The 16,370-nt window shown below is 69.8% G+C and carries 16 protein-coding genes; 7 read left to right on the top strand and 9 right to left on the bottom strand.

Annotated features, from left to right (window positions below; genetic code table 11):
- Window positions 1-501: substrate-binding domain-containing protein (locus ACWEVN_RS11460; RefSeq protein ID WP_452051161.1), on the top strand; the 501-nt coding region annotated here is incomplete at its 5' end.
- A gap of 191 nt (window positions 502-692) precedes the next feature.
- Window positions 693-3,977 (top strand): S8 family serine peptidase, encoded by a 3,285-nt coding sequence (locus ACWEVN_RS11455; RefSeq protein ID WP_452051160.1) that lies wholly within the window; start codon window positions 693-695, stop codon window positions 3,975-3,977.
- Here ACWEVN_RS11455 and ACWEVN_RS11450 read toward each other — a convergent pair.
- From ACWEVN_RS11450 to ACWEVN_RS11430, 5 genes are read right to left on the bottom strand one after another with little or no spacing between them, the layout of a single operon-like run.
- Complete coding sequence (locus ACWEVN_RS11450; RefSeq protein ID WP_452051159.1) at window positions 3,952-4,515, bottom strand: hypothetical protein; 564 nt, start codon at window positions 4,513-4,515, stop codon at window positions 3,952-3,954. The two genes, ACWEVN_RS11455 and ACWEVN_RS11450, sit on opposite strands and share 26 nt — an antisense overlap.
- 18 nt (window positions 4,516-4,533) lie before the next feature.
- Window positions 4,534-4,707, bottom strand: coding sequence for a hypothetical protein (locus tag ACWEVN_RS11445; protein ID WP_452051158.1), 174 nt, complete (start codon window positions 4,705-4,707; stop codon window positions 4,534-4,536).
- Window positions 4,704-5,270 carry a hypothetical protein gene (locus ACWEVN_RS11440; RefSeq protein ID WP_449684166.1) on the bottom strand — a complete coding sequence of 189 codons (567 nt, stop codon included), beginning with the start codon at window positions 5,268-5,270 and terminating at the stop codon, window positions 4,704-4,706. Before ACWEVN_RS11440 ends, ACWEVN_RS11445 begins: the two co-directional genes overlap by 4 nt.
- Window positions 5,236-5,751, bottom strand: coding sequence for a hypothetical protein (locus tag ACWEVN_RS11435; RefSeq protein ID WP_452051157.1), 516 nt, complete (start codon window positions 5,749-5,751; stop codon window positions 5,236-5,238). Before ACWEVN_RS11435 ends, ACWEVN_RS11440 begins: the two co-directional genes overlap by 35 nt.
- Window positions 5,748-6,431, bottom strand: a complete 684-nt coding sequence (locus tag ACWEVN_RS11430) for a hypothetical protein (protein ID WP_452051156.1) — start codon at window positions 6,429-6,431, stop codon at window positions 5,748-5,750. The genes ACWEVN_RS11435 and ACWEVN_RS11430 overlap by 4 nt, the downstream gene beginning before the upstream one ends.
- 133 nt (window positions 6,432-6,564) lie before the next feature.
- Between ACWEVN_RS11430 and ACWEVN_RS11425 the strand changes: the two genes are divergently transcribed.
- Window positions 6,565-7,065: a MauE/DoxX family redox-associated membrane protein gene (locus tag ACWEVN_RS11425; RefSeq protein WP_452051155.1), complete on the top strand. Its 501-nt coding sequence runs from the start codon at window positions 6,565-6,567 to the stop codon at window positions 7,063-7,065.
- A 67-nt stretch (window positions 7,066-7,132) separates the two neighbouring features.
- Here the strand turns inward: ACWEVN_RS11425 and ACWEVN_RS11420 are convergent, their stop codons facing one another.
- Together ACWEVN_RS11420 and ACWEVN_RS11415 are read right to left on the bottom strand one after the other, a co-directional pair.
- On the bottom strand, window positions 7,133-8,056 hold the full coding sequence (locus ACWEVN_RS11420) for a glycosyl hydrolase family 32 (RefSeq protein WP_452051154.1): 924 nt from the start codon (window positions 8,054-8,056) through the stop codon (window positions 7,133-7,135).
- On the bottom strand, window positions 8,056-9,111 hold the full coding sequence (locus ACWEVN_RS11415; protein WP_452051153.1) for a LacI family DNA-binding transcriptional regulator: 1,056 nt from the start codon (window positions 9,109-9,111) through the stop codon (window positions 8,056-8,058). Before ACWEVN_RS11415 ends, ACWEVN_RS11420 begins: the two co-directional genes overlap by 1 nt.
- Window positions 9,112-9,238: 127 nt before the next feature.
- Between ACWEVN_RS11415 and ACWEVN_RS11410 the strand changes: the two genes are divergently transcribed.
- The 4 genes from ACWEVN_RS11410 to ACWEVN_RS11395 all read left to right on the top strand — a co-directional run bounded on the left by ACWEVN_RS11410 (window position 9,239) and on the right by ACWEVN_RS11395 (window position 12,756).
- Window positions 9,239-10,603 (top strand): ABC transporter substrate-binding protein, encoded by a 1,365-nt coding sequence (locus ACWEVN_RS11410; RefSeq protein ID WP_452051152.1) that lies wholly within the window; start codon window positions 9,239-9,241, stop codon window positions 10,601-10,603.
- Window positions 10,604-10,609: 6 nt separating this feature from the next.
- Window positions 10,610-11,560 carry a carbohydrate ABC transporter permease gene (locus ACWEVN_RS11405; protein WP_452051151.1) on the top strand — a complete coding sequence of 317 codons (951 nt, stop codon included), beginning with the start codon at window positions 10,610-10,612 and terminating at the stop codon, window positions 11,558-11,560.
- A complete protein-coding gene (locus ACWEVN_RS11400; RefSeq protein ID WP_452051150.1) occupies window positions 11,557-12,366 on the top strand; it encodes a carbohydrate ABC transporter permease in 810 nt (269 codons plus the stop codon). The genes ACWEVN_RS11405 and ACWEVN_RS11400 overlap by 4 nt, the downstream gene beginning before the upstream one ends.
- 126 nt (window positions 12,367-12,492) lie before the next feature.
- Window positions 12,493-12,756 carry a hypothetical protein gene (locus tag ACWEVN_RS11395; protein WP_452051149.1) on the top strand — a complete coding sequence of 88 codons (264 nt, stop codon included), beginning with the start codon at window positions 12,493-12,495 and terminating at the stop codon, window positions 12,754-12,756.
- Between the two features lie 39 nt (window positions 12,757-12,795).
- On the opposite strand, the gene ACWEVN_RS11390 is transcribed toward ACWEVN_RS11395, so the two are convergent.
- Both ACWEVN_RS11390 and ACWEVN_RS11385 read right to left on the bottom strand, forming a co-directional pair.
- Window positions 12,796-14,994, bottom strand: coding sequence for a tetratricopeptide repeat protein (locus ACWEVN_RS11390; protein ID WP_452051148.1), 2,199 nt, complete (start codon window positions 14,992-14,994; stop codon window positions 12,796-12,798).
- Window positions 14,995-15,367: 373 nt separating this feature from the next.
- A complete protein-coding gene (locus tag ACWEVN_RS11385) occupies window positions 15,368-16,336 on the bottom strand; it encodes an Lrp/AsnC family transcriptional regulator (protein ID WP_452051147.1) in 969 nt (322 codons plus the stop codon).
- Window positions 16,337-16,370: the final 34 nt, after the last annotated feature.

Here is a 16,370-nt window from a genome sequence, read left to right as displayed (position 1 = left end):
GAGCACGTGGCCCTGATCGGCTCGACCCCCGCGACCTACCGGCGCGGCAGCAGTGCCGCGACCCGGCTCGCGCAGGGCTTCACCGCGGAAGCGGATCGCCGGGGCATCCGCTCGACGACGCTGGCCTGGGGTGACACCCACTGGCGGACGCTGCGCGGCCTGGACGCGCTGTTCGCCCGCCACCCCGGCGTCACCGGTCTGGTGGTGCACAACGAAACGGCGCTGCCCGCGGTGCTGGCCGCCCTGCACCACCGGGGGCTGCGGGTCCCCGAGGACGTCTCGCTGGTCGCGGTCTGCCCGGACAGCCTGACCGCGCACAGCCTGCTCGAGCTGACCTGCCTGGCCATCCCGGCGCGGGAGATCGGCGCGCTGGCCGTCGAAACGGTCCTCGGGCAGCTCGACGACGGCACCACGCCGGGCACCCGGCTGCTCGCCCCGGAGCTGACGGTCCGCGCCAGCACCGCGCCGCCGCGCCTGCCGGGAACCGGGCGGCCCCAATAGCGTCCGGCGCATTTTGCCACTGTCGGTATTCCGGTGATCAATTGTCGGCGGTTGGTTCACGGAAATGACGTATTGCCCGGACGGCCCGGGCCGGTGTTAACGTGACCGCGGCGACCGCGCGGCTGTTTTTCCGCTCGCATTTGCCGAGACGAAATTCCGGGGGAAGCGATCTCAGCCGGAGGGGCCCTGACATGCATCGAAGACAGCTGGCGCTGGCGGCCGTCGTGGTGGCGGGGTGGTCGCTGCCCGTTCCGGCGGCGGCGGAACCGGCCGCCGCCGCCGTTGCAGCGAACGATTCGGGCCAATCGGTCACGCTGATCACCGGCGACCGGGTGCGGGTGCTCCCGAATTCCCGGGGAGAAAGCACGGTCACGGTCGAACCGGGTCCGGGCCGCGAGCGGATCGGTTTCTTCCGCGAAACGCACACCGGTGCGCAGGCCGGCGACATCACCGTGGTGCCGTCGGACGCGCTGGCCCTGGTCGCGTCCGGCAAGCTCGATTCCCGGCTGTTCGACGTTTCCGGGCTGCTGCGGCAGCACCTCGCCGACTCCACGGGCAGCCTCCCGCTGATCGTCACCTATTCCGCAGGCTCCCCCGCCGCCACCCCGCCCGCCACGACGGCCGTGCGCGACCTGCCGAGCGTGCGCGGCGCGGCGCTGCGCCAGGACCGGCGGCGCGGCACGGAGTTCTGGTCCTGGCTCACCGCCGGGTCCGCGCTGCGGCCCGGGGTGGGCAAGGTGTGGCTGGACGGCCTGGCCACCCCCGCGCTCGACGTCAGCGTGCCGCAGATCGGCGGCCCGGCCGCCTGGCAGGCGGGCTACACGGGCCGCGGGGTCACCGTCGGCGTCCTCGACACCGGTGTCCGGGCCGATCACCCGGATCTCGCCGGCAAAGTCGTGGAAGCCCGGGACTTCACCGGAACCCGGCCGGACGCGAGCGACGACCTCGGGCACGGCACGCACGTCGCCGGCATCATCGCTGGCACCGGGGCCGCCTCCGGTGGCCGGTACCGCGGGGTGGCACCGGACGCCCGGCTGGTCAGCGGCAAGGTCTGCGTCGCCTACGGCTGCCCGGAATCCGCGGTGATCGCGGGGATGGAGTGGATCGCGCCGAAGGTCCGCGTGGTCAACCTGAGCCTCGGCGGCGACGCGACCGACGGCACGGATCCGGTGTCCCAGGCGGTGAACGCGCTGACCGGCCGCTACGGCACGCTGTTCGTCGCCCCGGCCGGCAACGACCGCTCGCTCGACCTGCCCGAACCCGGCCCGGTCGTCGCGCCCGCGGCGGCCGGCGCGGCGCTGGCGGTCGGCAGCGTGTCGGCCCAGGACACCACCAGCGCGTTCTCGAACCGCGGCGCCCGGCTCGGCGACTACGCGGTCAAGCCCGACATCGCCGCTCCCGGCGAGGGCATCGTCTCGGCGCGGGCCGCGGGGACACGCGACGGCGACACCGCGCCGGTCGACGACGACTACGCGCGGCTCTCCGGGACGTCGATGGCGGCACCGCACGTCGCCGGTGCGGCGGCCCTGGTGCTCCAGCGGCACCCGGGCTGGCTCGCCGGCCGGCTCAAGACGACGCTGACCAGCACCGCCAAGCCCACCGGCGCCGTCGCCGAGCAGGGGGCCGGCCGGGTCGACGCCGCCCGCGCGGTCACCCAGCAGGTCACCGCCACCACCGGCAGCCTCGGCTACGGCTTCGTCGCCTGGCCGCGCACCCGGCCCGTCACGAAAACCGTGACCTACCACAACGACGGCGACACGCCCGTCACGCTGGCGCTCGCCGCCACCTCGCCGCTGTTCACGCCGACGGCCGCGGCCGTGGTGGTGCCCGCGCACGGCGATGCCGACGTCGGCGTCACCCTGCGGGCCGGCGGGGCCACGGCCGGGCAGCACGGCGACCGGCTGACCGCGACGGCGCCCGGGATCACCGTGCAGACCGCGCTCGGCGCCTTCCTGGAACCCGAAAGCTACGACGTGTCGGTGCGGCTGATCGGCCGCGACGGGCGGTTCACCGCCGGGGTCGCCACCCTCGTCGACACCGCGACCGGAGCCGCGTTCGGCGTGCGGCCGTTCGGCGCCGACGGCACGGCCGTGGTGCGGGTGCCCAAGGGCCGCTACGACCTCAACGCGCTCGACGTGTCCGGCGACCCGACCGGCCAGACCCGGCCGGCCGCGGTGACCCTGCTGTCGCGGCCCGGCCAGCCGGTGACCGGGGCTGTTTCGATCACTTTGGACGCCCGCGCGGGCAAGCCGCTGCGCGCGGTGGTCGACCGCGCGGACGCGCGGCTGCAGGGCGGCGAACTGGGCCTGGTGTCCGGGAACCCGGGCGGGACCCGGACGAACACGCTCGCCTGGATCGTCCAGCCGGGCACCGAGCTGTACGCGGCAGGCTCGGGCCGCGAGGTCACCGACCACACCTACGCGCTGTACTTCCGGGCGACGCTGGCCGCCCGCCCGGACGGCGACTACGTCTACCAGCTGGCGCTCCTCGAACGCGGCCGCGTCCCGGCGGACCCGGTCTTCCGGGTGCGCGACCGGGACCTCGCGGTGGTCGACGCGCGGTACCACACGCAGGGCAAACCCGCGGACAGCCTGCGCCTCGACGACGTCACGTTCGGTTTCCCGGGCGCCGACAGCGGGACGTACCAGGTCGCCGCGCAGGCCCTGCCGAGCCGGCGCACCGAGTACTACACGACCGGGGTGACCTGGCAGCACCTCCTGGCGGTGTACCCGGATCCGCTGACCGACGCGGAAAGCAACTACTCCTACCGGACGTACCGGGCGGGGCCGCAGCGCGCCGGCTGGAACCGCGCCCCGGTCGGGCCCGCTTTCGGCGCGCCTCAGGACGGCTGGGGGGTGCTCCGCGCCGGAAACCAGCTGGTGTACGCGATCCCGCTGGTGTCGGGCAGCGATCCGGAGCAGTACACCTCGCCACCCGGAGGTCTCACCGGCACGGCGACGCTCTCGCGTGACGGTGTCACGCTGGCCACCGCGCCGAGCCCGGCGATCGGGGCACTGGCCATCCCGGCCGACGCGGGCACGTACACGCTGCGGTCGGTGGCCACGCGCAGCGTGCCGTGGTCGGTGGTGGGGACCGCGGCGGACGTGCTGTGGACGTTCCGCGACCCCGGTCCGGCGGCGCCCGCGAAACCGTTGCCGCTGCTGGTGGTCCGGGCCGAGGGGGCGGTCGACGACCAGAGCCGGGCCCCGGCCGGGAAGCCGTTCGTGCTCGCCCTGACCGCGCAGCGGCAGCCGGGTGCGGGCGAGCTCCGGCTGGCGGACCTGCGCGTCGAAACGTCCATTGACGACGGTGCCAAGTGGACACCCGTGCCCACGGCCCGCATCGGCAACGGGGGCCTCGCGGTGGTGCGCAACCCGGCGGCCGGCGGGTTCGTGTCGCTGCGGATCACCGCCCGGGACAGCGACGGCAACGCGGTCACCCAGACCGTGCTCAGGGCGTACCAGACGGCACCGTGACCGCGACGGCGGCGAGCGGGACGACGAAGGCGGCCGCGGTCAGGGCTCTCAGGGCCCGGCCGTGGGCCCGCCATTCGCCGTCCCAGCCGTTTTCGCCGTCGTAGCGCAGGTTCGCCGTCGTCATCAGCGCGCGGCCCAGCCCGAACCCCACCCCAGCTCCCAGCGCCGCGGGCAGCGACGCCGTGAGGGCGACGGCGATCGCGGCGACGTACGGCAGGCCGCTGGGCAGGTAGGTGCGCGCGCCGGTGCCCATTTCGAACCCGAACTGCAGCGGGCCGAGGTGCCGGCCGAGCCGGAACACCGTGTCCGGCACCAGCCGCCGGTTCTCCGGCAGCCGGAACGCCCACACCCCGGTTTCCCGCAGCAGCACCGCACCCAGCACCGCGGCCACCACGACCCAGCGGGCGACCGCCGGGAGCGGGGCGCGCAGCAGGGAACCGGCCACGAGCGAGACGAGCGCGGTCAGGACGCCGCCGCAGACGAGCCCGGCGCAGAACGCCAGTGTCGGAGTGCCTCGCCAGACCGGCGAGCTCAGCACGAAGGCCGAGTTCCGGCTTCAACTGGAGCCGCTGGTGGCGAACCCGGCGGCCGCGCACAGGACGAGCCACGCGCCGGGCAGCAGCCGGCCCGGCGCGAACAGGAGCGCGATCGTCACCGCGGCCGCGGCGAGCACCAGCCCGGCGGCGAGGGTCAGCGGGTGCCACCGGCGCCGGGCGGTCCCGTCCGTCACAGGGCCGCGCGGCAGATCGTCAGGTAGGTCTGGCCGGTGTACCCGCCGCCCCAGAAGGTGGAGAAGCCGTCGGAGCAGCGGTAGACCTTCTGGTCCGGCGTCGTCCACCGCCACGCGTTCTTGCCGACGAACTGGCCGCACGTGTTGGCCACCGGCTGGTGGTCGACCTGGAGGCCGCCTTCGTTCCAGGTGCCGTACTTGTGCCAGCCCGCTTCGCAGTAGGTGCTTCCCCGCCAGAACCCGCCGAAGCAGGCGGCGTAGGTGTTGACGTACGTGCCGCTGGTGTCGGTCAGTTCGGCGTAGCCGGTGGGATAGGCGTCCCGGCAGTCGTTGCGGTCGAAGCCCGGCATGCCGTACGGGCTGAACTCGGCGTTCGCCTTCCGGACGCGGGACAGACCCGACCAGTCGAGCGCGGTCGCGCCGATCGTCAGCGCGCCGAGCGCCACCGCGCGCAGGAAGGTCCGGCGCGTGCCGCGGACCTTCAGCTTCCGCCCCGCGCGGGTGCCCACGGCGTCCGGGCCGGGGTGGTCAAGATCGGGAATGTGCGCCGACTCCAGCGTCACCGGCTTCACCTCCTGCCGTCGGACCGGCCCAGCCGGCCAGTGTGGTGTCCACTTCGGACGCCCGGACCGGGAGCAGCACCCGGCGGGCGCGGCCGGTGTCGTCGAGCAGCATCAGCACCGGTGGCGAGAGGTGGGAAACCGAACGCCACGCTTCGGCGTCGCTGACCACCGGCAGACCGTGGGCGAGCTCCGCCCAGGTCGTCGCGGGTTCGTGGGTCAGCAGGGTCGCCTCCGCCCCGAGCGTGGCCAGCCGCTCGACCACGGTGAGGCACAGCGGGCAGCCCGAATCGACCGCGGCCACGATCCCGCCCGCGAACCGGGGGCCCAGCACCACGTCCGGCGGCGCGGCGATGAAGCCGTCCGTGCTGCGGGTGAGCGTCCCGCGCAGCAGGCGGACTTCGCGCAGGACGGCGGCCAGGCCGAAGAACAGCAGGATGATCGCCGCCCAGGTGAGGACGGCGAACGCGGTCGACGGCGTCACCGCCGGTCCCAGGCGATGTCGATGCCGTCGAGCCAGTCGAGCCGTTCCCGTTCGGTCTTCACGGGCGTGTCCGCGAGGTGCACTTCGGCCACGCCCGCCGGGCAGCCGAGGACGAAGGAACCCTTGGCGTGCCCGGACTTCCAGACCTCGCCGTGCTTCGTGCGCGCGCCCGCGTGCCGGGGCAGCAGGGCCGCGGCCTGGCGCGGCGCCGGGATCGACAGCGAACCGTGGTCCCGCACCACCACCACGAAGTGCTCGTTCGCCGGATCCAGCAGCGTTTCCGCGCGGGGGACGACGGTCATGCCGTCGACGTGGTCTTCGATCCGCAGCGAGCCGAACAGGGCCAGCACGCGGTCACGGCGGGGCGCCGGGCCGGCGTACACGGTCATCAGCTCGTGGTAGGCGCCGAGCAGGGTGGCCACGGACGATTGCCCGTCGCGGGCTTCGGCGACGACGACTTCCCTGCCGTGCACGACCAGGCGCTCGCGGGTTTCGGCCGGGGCGACGTACGTGCACGCGAAGTCGTGGTAGCCGCGCGGGCCGATCTGGAACCCGGTGCCGTACGACCCGCCGACGAACCGGACACCGGCCACGACGTGGGAAACGGGGGCCGCCCCGGGCAGGCCCACGGTGACCCGGCCGCCGCCCGGCGCCACCAATCGCAACCGTTGTGCCCCCATGAGACCTCCGATTCCCGGAATCGCACCCGGTGAGAGTAGCCGACGGATTCCGCGGTCGCCACGATCATTTTCCGGCGGATCTCGAATTGCTCCGATCGGGGAGGGTATTTTTGTCCACTATTACCGTGGGTCCATGCACTCCTTCTGGTCCGCGGGAATGACGGTCCTGACGGCACTCGGCGCGATTCTCCTGACCGCCGCCGGCGTGACCCACGCCGTGCGTCACCGCGAGCATCGCGCCGTGCTGCGCGTCCACCGTCTGCTGCCGCCCACGGTGGCCGCGCCGGCCGCGGGTGCGGAGGTACTCGTGGGCGTGGCGATGCTCGCGGTCCTGTTCGCCGCCCCGGCGGTCGCGGTCTTGCCCGCCACCGTTCAAGCCGCCCTGTACTGCGCTTTTGCCGGCTACACGGCGGTGTTGCGGACGCGCCGCCCGGGCGTTCCGTGCGGGTGTTTCGGCGCGGAGAGGGTGTCGTGGGTGGTGGTGGCCCGAGCGGTCGTGCTCGCCGTGGGCAGCGCCGGGTGCGCGGTCCTCGGCGTGCCCGGGCCGGCCCCGGACCGCTGGGCCTGCGTGGCCGCCGGCGTGGTCCTCGCGATGGCGAACCACCTCGTTCCGGCGTGGCGCCGAGGCGGCTGAACCGCCTTCGAAGCGATTCCCCGGCGGTTTGTGAATCGGTGCTTATTCGCCGGAAAATCACCGCCGGTCAGAGCAGGTGAAGCCCTTCGGCATCGGTGTAGCGGACGGCGAAGGGATCGGACAGTTCCCCGGCGAACGCGCCGTCGCGCTCGGCCACGAACCCGAGGAGATTCCACCGGTTCCCGCTGTCGCGGACCAGGCGGGGCGCGTACAGCCCGGGACACGGCACGGGCCGGGCGAGGGACAGGTCCCACGGGCCGGTCACCGCCGGCCCGGGCACCGCCCAGACCTGGTCCTCGGCCGCCCGCGGACCGAGGTTGCTGCAGAAGAGCAGCAACGGCTGGCCGTCGACGACCGCGACCTGGGGGACCTCGAGGTGCCCGAAGCCGCCGGGCCGGGTCAGCGGCGGCCCGACCGCCCAGTTCAGCAGGTCGGCCGAGAAGGCGTGGCCGATCACCCCGCGCTCGAGCGGGTCGCCGTCCTTCGCGTGGGCGGTGACGAGCATGTGCCAGCCGTCCCCGTCCGGAGATGGGAAGACCCACGGGTCGCGCCAGGCCTCGCCGGCCCAGTCCACGCGGTCGCCGTGGGCGTACCAGGTCGGATCGGGTTCGACGAGCGGCTTCACCCCGGATCGGTGCCACGTGCCGAGGTCGTCGGAGACGGCGAGGCCGATCCGCTGCACCGCGTGATCGCCGTCGTCGCGGACGCCGGTGTAGAACAGGTACCAGCGCCCGTCCGGGCCGCGGACGACCGACCCGGTCCAGGTCGCGAGGTCGTCCCACGCCGGTCCGTCGGCGGGGACCAGGGCGTCGGCGACGAGCTCCCAGTGGCGCAGGTCGCGGGAAACGGCGTGCCCGATCGAGGCCCGCCGGTGGCGCCGCTCGGGATCGAGCAGCGCCCGTGAGGCGCGCAGGAAGAAGACGTGATGACGGCCGTCGTCGTCCGTGGTGTACCAGCTGTCCCACACCCAGTGGTCGGGCAGGCGCAGCATCAGCGCACCTCCGGCGGCCGGGCGACCGAAGCCCGGGTGCGCAGCGGCATCGGGATGCGGTGGACCGGTTTCTCCCCGGTGGTTTCGCCGTCGATCTCGGCGAAGAGCGCGTCGACCGCGGTGCGGCCGAGGTCGTAGAACGGCAGGGCAACGGTGGTGAGCTGGGGCCGCATCCACGAGGCGAGCGGGTGGTCGTCGAACGAGACCACCGAGACGTCGTCCGGAACGCTCAGCGAGGCCTCGGCCAGCGCCTGGTAGGCCCCGAAGGCGAGCCGGTCGTTGAGGCAGATCAGGGCCCGCGGCTTCGTGCGGGCGAGCAGGTCCTGCGTCGCGTCGAAGCCGTACTCGGGCAGCCAGTCGGCGGTGCGGGTGCCGCCCGCGAGCTCGACGCCAGCCCCGGCGAAGACCTCGCGGATGCCGACGAGCCGTTCCACCGCCGCGACGCTCCCCCGCGGCACGTTCCGGAGGCCCGGCCCGGCGCCGATCAGGTGGATGCCGTCCCGGTGCCCGGCTTCCAGCAGCACCCGCGCGGCCGCGCGGCCGGCCTCGACCTCGTCCGGCACCACCACGGGCAACGGCGAAGGCGTCTTCGGCACGGCGTTGAGCAGGACCGCCGACGTCCCCAGCAGGCTCTCGGGAACGGAAACGCGCCGGGTGTACATCGAGGCGAAGACGATCCCGTCGACCTGACGGTCGTGCATGCCTTGCAGCAGCGCGTGTTCGAGCTTGCTGTCCCCTTCGGACTCACCGATGAACAGCAGGACGCCCCGGTCGCGGGCGGCCTCGATCGCGCCCTTGATCATGTCGCCGGCCAGCCGGGAGGTGGCGACCGTATCGGAGACGAACCCGATGGTCAGCGTGCGCCCGGTGCGCAGGCCGGCGGAGACGATGTTCGGCCGGTAGCCCAGCTCTTCGGCGATCGCCTTGAGCCGCTCCTGGACCTCGCCGGAAATGCGCAATTCCGCTCCCCGGCCCGAAAGCACCAGGGACGCGGTGCTGCGCGAGACCCCCGCCGCCTTGGCGACGTCGGCCAGCGTGACCCGTCGTGGGCTCACCGTCGCACCCCCGCTTCCCCCGTCTTGACACCGGCTCGTCCGATCGCCGAGACTACCTTTGCTAACTCGGTTTAGCAAGGTCGAAACCCCTGCTCGACCGGTGAATCCACTTGCGACGGAGGAGACGATGTTGTCCCGTCGAACACACCCCGGCCGGCCCCTCGGCACACTCCTTGTTCTCACGCTGGCCGGCACGCTGGCCGCGGCTTGTTCGGGTCCGGGCAGCAGCGCAGGCCCGGGCGAAACCACCGCCACGGCCGTCACCGCGGAGCCGACGTGCGGCAGCGCACCGGTCACCCTGCGCGGCTACTTCGAAACCGGCTTCCCGATGGCGAAAGCGCTCACCGACGAGTTCACCGAGCAGTTCCCGAACGTCAAGTGGGACGTCCGCGAAGACCAGTTCGCGGTGATCACCCAGAACGCGCCGCGCGTCCTCGCCGACGACCCGCCGGACCTGATGCGCCTGCCGCAGGTGTCCGAGCTGGTCAAGGACGGCCTGCTGAAGAACCTCGACGGGTACGCGAAGTGGTTCGGCTGGGACAAGTGGCCGTCCGGGCAGCTCGCGCAGCTGCGGATGGGCCCGGGCGGGCGGCCGCGCGGAGCCGGGTCGCTCTACGCCATGGGCCTGAACTTCAGCGTGACCGGCGTCTTCTACAACAAGCAGCTCGCGGCCCGGATCGGGATGACCACCCCGCCGGCCACGCTCGCGCAGCTCGACGAAGCCATGGCCAAGGCGAAGAACGCCGGCATCCAGCCGATCCAGCAGTTCAACGGCGGCGCCACCGGCGGGCTGGCCTTCCCGCTGCAGGACCTGATGGCCTCGGTCGGGCAGCCGGCGCCGATCAACGACTGGATCTACCAGAAGCCCGGCGCCACCATCGACACGCCGGCGAACCTGCAGGCCGCCCAGCACCTCGAGCAGTGGATCAAGGCCGGCTACTTCGCGCCGGACGTCAACGCCGTCGACTACGCGCAGATGGTCAGCCGGTTCACCGCCGGGCAGGGTCTGTTCAGCTTCAACGGCGACTGGGAATCGGCCAACCTGGACAAGCAGATGGCCGGCAACGTCGGGTTCTTCCCGATGCCGCCGGCGCAGGCCGGGGGCAAGCCCGCGGCGATGTCGGCACCCCTGACGGTCGGGATCAGCGCCAAGGCCCCGCACGCCGACTGCGCGGCGTTCTTCCTCAACTGGGTGGCCACCAACGGCAAGGCGCGGGAAGTCGCCGTGCAGACCGGCGGATCGCACCCGATGGGCCCCGCGGACGCGCCGCTGCCCCCGGTGGCGGCGGGCACGGTGACCGCGGGGACGCTCGAAGCCGCCGCCCAGGTCGACCAGGCCGGCACCGCCATGGACTTCATCGCCAACGCGACCGGGGCGATCTACGCCAAGAGCTGGACGCCGCAGCTGCAGAAACTGGTCTCCGGCGAGCAGACGCCGGACGGGCTGCTGAAGTCGGTGCAGCGCGACTACGCCGACCAGGTCGGGAGTTAAGCCCCGATGACCAGGTCGGGCAACCTCCTCGCAGCCGGGCCGCGACCGTCCACTGTGGTGGGACCGCCGGCGCGCCGTCGCCGCCGGTCCCGCCGCACCGGCTGGGCCGGCTGGCTCTTCGTGGCGCCGGCCCTGCTCTTCTACGCCGTGTTCGTGCTGCGGCCGATCGTTCTCACCGTGCAGTACTCGTTCTACGACTGGAACGGCATCGGCGCGTCCCGGTGGGCCGGCTTCGGCAACTACGCCAAGGTGTTCACCGATCCGGAACTCTACGAGTCGATCCTCCACGCGTTCGAGCTGATCGTGTTCTTCAGCGGGATCCCGGTGCTGCTCGGCCTGGCGATCGCGGCGACGATCCGCCGCATCGCGACGAGCCGGCTCGCGCTCGTCGCCCGGACCGTGCTGTTCCTGCCGCAGGTGATCCCGCTGGTCGCCGCCGGCATCGCGTGGACGTGGCTGCTGTCGGCCACCGGCGTCGTCAACCAGCTGTTCTCGGCGCTGGGCCTGGGCCGGGTGTCGAAGGCGTGGCTCGGTGACTCCTCGACCGCGTTGCCGGCCGTCGGGGTGATCGGCGCGTGGGTCCTGCTCGGCCTGTGCATCCTGCTGTTCCTGTCCGGCATGAGCAAGATCGACCCGGCCCTGTACGAGGCGGCGCGCATCGACGGGGCCGGGGTCGTGCGCGAGTTCTTCGCGATCACGGTGCCCAGCCTGCGCCAGGAGATCGGCGTCTGCGTGACGGTGACGATCATCGCCGCGCTCGCGAGCTTCGACGTCTTGTACGTCTCGACGCAGGGTGGTCCCGGGAACGCGACCATGGTGCCGGGCCTGGAGATCTACTACCTGGCGTTCTCGCAGCGCGAGGTCGGGCTGGCCTCCGCGCTCGCCGTCGTGCTCATGGTGGTCGTGCTCGCGGTGGTGCTCCCGATCCAGCGCGTCTCGAAGGAGGACAAGCCGTGAGGGACTGGACCGGACGCATCCTGCTCATCGTGCTGATGGCGGCGACGGTGCTGCCGTTCATCAGCCTCTTCGTCACCGCGCTGCACCCGTCCGGCTCCTACCCGTCCGGTTTGGACTGGCCGGCCGACCCGCAGTGGAGCAACTTCGCCCGCGCGTTCGAGGTGGCCCGGCTGGGCGAGTTCCTGAAGTCCAGCGTGCTGATCGTGCTCGGCGTCGTCCCGGTGTCCCTGCTGATCGCGACGATGGCCGGCTTCGCGACCGGGCACCTGCGCATGCCGGGCGGCCGAGCGGTGTTCCTGCTCTTCGTGCTCGGCCTGACGCTGCCGTTCGAAGGCATCATCACGCCGCTGTACTTCCAGGTCAGGGACATGGGCCTGCTCAACACCCGCTGGGCGATCATCCTGCCGCTGATCGGCCTGTACATGCCGTTCTCGGTGTTCTGGATGCGCGCGCACTTCGTGACCATGCCGCACGAGCTGTCGGAAAGCGCCCGCGTGGACGGGGTGAGCACGTGGCAGCTGTTCTGGCGCATCCACGTCCCCCTGGCGAAGCCGGCGCTCTCGTCGCTGGCGATCCTGCTGTTCCTGTGGACGTGGAACCAGTTCCTGCTCGCGATCGTGCTGGTGGACAACCCCGCGAACCGCACGATGGCGGGCGCCCTGGGCGCGTTCCAGGGCCAGTGGGGTACCGACATCCCGCTGTTGTGCGCCGGTTCGCTGCTGATCCTGACGCCGACGTTGGTGGTGTTCTTGATCTTCCACCGGCGGTTCGTGTCGGCGTTGCTGGCGGGTTCGCTGAAGGGGTGATCGTCGTCTCCCGCCACAATGGCAGGCGTGCGAATTGCCTGGACGCCCGAGCCCCGCCGTCGGGCTTGCTGCTCCTGCGGGCCGTCACCAGGGTATCCGGTAGCCGGCTGGATTTTCGAGGACAACGTGACCAAGGTCGTGGAGTACATCGCCGCGCTCGTCGGGTACAGCTGGGACGAGCTCGACGACAGTGCCCTGGAAGCCGGTATCCCGAAGACGGACGCGGACCTTCCGCCCGACACGTGGTTTGCGTATCCGGTCGCAGGAGCGCCAGACCTCACCCTCCGCATCGCGCGCGATCACGGCGCCGGAAAACTGAGCATGATCATCGGCGGTGAGATGGACGACGTGCTCGCCGCCCGCATCGACGTGCTGCTGGACCTTCATTGACGGGCACAGTCGGTATCCGCTCATGCCGATTTGCGGGTCTCAAAAATCTGACTCGGGCGGCCGTACATGTACATCCAGTAATCGTTGCATGCGTTCCGCATCTGATGCACGAAACTGCAACTGGTACATCTCCAAAGCTTTCAAAGCATGCTTGCGCATCTCATCACCTTGCGCCATTTTGGCATACGTCTCCGCGATATGACCCAGGGTGTCTGCCACAAAATACTCATTACCGTGGCGTTGAAAATTGGCAAGCGCTTGCCGATAAAGACGCAGAGCCTCCGCGGGATCACCCATAATTTGCGCTAAGTAACCCGAGTGTCGCAAAGTGACGCCTTCTCCTGGAGTGTGCCCATTCTGCCGATGAAGCAACAGGGCTTCCTCGCAGGCTTTTCGCGCTTGCTCATACCGACCTAGCAAGATCAGGTCCCAGGCGACGTCGTCGAGAATGTCCGCCTTGCGAACTGGATCCATCATTTCTACGGCAAGGCGCAGCGCCCGAGTTCCGCACGCCAAAGACTGCTCAGTTTTGCTTTGGTACTGCCAGTTCCGCATGAGCGACTGCTGACATTGAAGCTGCAAGGAAGCATTATTGCCATGCTCAGCCCAGCGAAGTGCTTCATTTATATGTAAATCAGCTTCGCCATACCGGCCAACCATTGCGTAAAAATCGCCGAGATTTCGGAGCGCCATCGCCTCGATGTCCGGGTTTTTGAGCTCACGCGCGGCGGTCAGTCCTACTTCCCAGGCCGCAATTCCATCGTTCAAATGCCCTCGCGTCCAATGATAAGTGTCCATGCTCCATGCCAACTGCCACGCATCGGCGTACCACTTCCTTTCGAACGCCCATTGCTGGATAGCCAGAAGGCATGCATGCTCGACATCGAACCAATTGACAGCCTCGGAAACATCGGTGAAGATACACGGGTACACTCCAGACACTGGCGACTGGAGGGTGATGCTCTCTCGGTAGTGCCAGACGACGACTTGATCACCGTTGTAGGCGGAGTGGAGATAAAAATCGACAAGACGCCGCATCGCCGGATATTGCATTGCAGCGTACCGCTCTTCGCCTGCACGTTCTGCGGCAAACAACTTGACCAGATCGTGCATCTTGTATCGCCCGGGGAGATATTGTTGCACGAGAGATACGCCTTCCAGCCTGCGCAGTACACGACGTGCATGACCTTCAGAAACTCCGATCATCTGTGTAATTGCAGAGAAACTTATGTCTTGACCAGGAGCCATGCCGAAATATCGGAAGACTGAGGAAAGTTCAGGCTCCAACCCACGGTATGACCACGACAATACGGCCGGCAGACTTGCGGAAGAATCTTCTTCATCAAATACGCTTAGACGATTGGCCATATTCCGAAGTTCCACAGCCAACGACACCAATGGAAAGTTCGAATGCTCGATTGCACGACTCGCAGCGATGCTTAATGCAAGAGGGAAGCCGCCGCAGAACGACAAGATTTCCTCAACAGCTTCGGGTTCAGCGTCAAGTCGACCACGGCCGATGCGAGCGGAAAAAAATGCACGCGAGTCTTCTGCCCCTAATTCACCCAGGACGAGCCCCGCGGCACCATGATTGACCGTCAACCCTGACATGCGACTACGGCTGGTGACAATCACCGCGCAAGTTGAACCACCAGGCAGCAGCGGTTCGATCTGATTGAAGTTTCGAGCGTTGTCCAGTACGATCAATATATGCCGACCTGAAATGAGACTTCGATATAGCGCAACCTTGGCTTCAAATTCGTACGGCATACCTCCCGAGTCGACACCAAAAGCGCTCAGAAACCCATCTATCGCTGCCGTTGGCGATAGATGGACTCCAGTCGGATCGAAGCCTCGCAAGTTGACGTACAGTTGCCCATCGGGAAACCTGCTTGCGTTTCGGTAGGCCCAATGCAAGGCCAGCGCAGTCTTTCCGATGCCACCCACACCGGCGATCGCTGCGATGACAATCGCAGGCGTACCGCTTTGCGTTCTCGCCATTGCCGAATCAATATCAGACAACTCGCCGTCGCGACCATAGAACCACTGCGACGGAGCGGGGAGTTGTTTCGGCGTTACCAAATCTCGCTGTTTCACGTTGAAGTGCAGATCGTGAATAGCATGAGCTTGGACGGCATAGCCGGAGACGTGACCGTCGATGCGGTTTACGGAGCCCGATTCCCCCGTCACGAGCTCAGTGTGCATCTTGCCAAGGAGGACATCAACCTTCTTCTTCATGATGTCCACTTCTTGGACAAAAAACTACCAAGAATATTCAGCCGCTTGGCGTTACCAGCAACTTACGCCCCATCCACACCAGAGCCCGGCGTGCCACCAGCCATCGACAACTGGCACGAAGTCGTCGAACTGAGCCAGTCCCAGCAAGTGGGCGGCAAGGTCGTCCGAGTCGCGCTCAGACAAATCCTTGTCAGGAAGTCGCACTTCAGGCATGCCATCACGGGCGCGGGTCTTTCACTCGTCCCGCAGACCGAACGTACTCTCATGCCGCAGTGAGGGCGTCGAAGCGGGAACCCGGCACCTCCCGCCGAGGCGTGTCTTCCCCGGCCCCGGCCGGCCCGCGTGGCAGGAGCGCGTGCGTCGTGGCTGAACGCTACACCTGGTTCGCGGCCCGCTTCACGGTCTTGATCACGGGTGCGGTCTCGAGGTGGGTGATGGCCGTCAGCCGGGCCAGCCGGCCCGTCAAGTACCGGTACAGCTCCTGCTGGTTCGCGCACGCCACGCTCGCGCACACGTTCGTCGGCCCGGTGGTGGCCGCCGCGAACGCGATCTCCGGGTGCCCGGCCAGCGCCGTGCCCACCTCCTCCAGGTTTGTGGGGGCGACCGAGAGCCAGAGCAGCGTTCGCGGGCCGACGCCGAACATGCTTCCGTCGACGTCGATGTCCAGGTACAGCACCCCGCGCTCGCGCAGCTCGGTCATCCGGCGGCGGACCGTCGTCGGGGACCAGCCGGTCGCCGTGGCCAGGCGCTCGACCTCGGCCCGGCCGTCGGTGGCGAGGGCGGCGAGGAGCTTGCGGTCTCCGTCGTCGAGCCGGATCGGTCCCGGCCGGTGCGGGACCGGGGCCGGGCGCAGCCGCTCGATCGCCTCTTCGTCCAGCGATCCGAGCTTGGCGACCAGGCTGTCCGGGCCGCCGTAGAACGCGTGCAGCACCGAGTGCGCGGTCACGCCCTCCACGCGCGGCGTGCGCGGCAGCTTGGCCAGCAGCAGCGCCTCGCTGTCGGCCTCGCTTTCGGTGCGGACCGTGCAGGTGATCTCCGTGCCCCCGGAGGTGATGCTCACCCAGGACGTGTCGGGACGCCGGGCCAGCGCCTCGGCGACCGGCACCGACGCGGCGGGCGCGCACCGCACCCGCAGGAACCAGAGCACCGCGCCCAGCGCGGCCGGGTCGACCCCGCCGAGCACCCGTACCGCCCCGGTCGACCGCAACCGGGCGTACCGGCGGGCGATGGTGCGATCCGACACGCCGAGCACGTCGGCGATCGTGCTGAACGGCGCCCGGCCGTTGATCTGCAGGGCGTGCACGAGCCGGCGATCGAGTTCGTCGTATTCCACCTCGGTCAAGCTATTCGGTGTCGGATACCGACGCAATCGAGCC

The organism is Amycolatopsis sp. NPDC003861, assembly GCF_053605405.1.
This window is presented reverse-complemented; position numbering and strand designations above follow the sequence as displayed.

Excerpts from the sequence above, each read along its gene's own strand:
- ACWEVN_RS11455 (WP_452051160.1), top strand. The coding sequence starts at position 693 with ATGCATCGAAGACAGCTGGCGCTGGCGGCCGTCGTGGTGGCGGGGTGG.
- ACWEVN_RS11430 (WP_452051156.1), bottom strand. The coding sequence starts at position 6,431 with ATGGGGGCACAACGGTTGCGATTGGTGGCGCCGGGCGGCGGCCGGGTC.
- ACWEVN_RS11425 (WP_452051155.1), top strand. The coding sequence starts at position 6,565 with ATGCACTCCTTCTGGTCCGCGGGAATGACGGTCCTGACGGCACTCGGC.
- ACWEVN_RS11420 (WP_452051154.1), bottom strand. The coding sequence starts at position 8,056 with ATGCTGCGCCTGCCCGACCACTGGGTGTGGGACAGCTGGTACACCACG.
- ACWEVN_RS11410 (WP_452051152.1), top strand. The coding sequence starts at position 9,239 with ATGTTGTCCCGTCGAACACACCCCGGCCGGCCCCTCGGCACACTCCTT.
- ACWEVN_RS11405 (WP_452051151.1), top strand. The coding sequence starts at position 10,610 with ATGACCAGGTCGGGCAACCTCCTCGCAGCCGGGCCGCGACCGTCCACT.
- ACWEVN_RS11390 (WP_452051148.1), bottom strand. The coding sequence starts at position 14,994 with ATGAAGAAGAAGGTTGATGTCCTCCTTGGCAAGATGCACACTGAGCTC.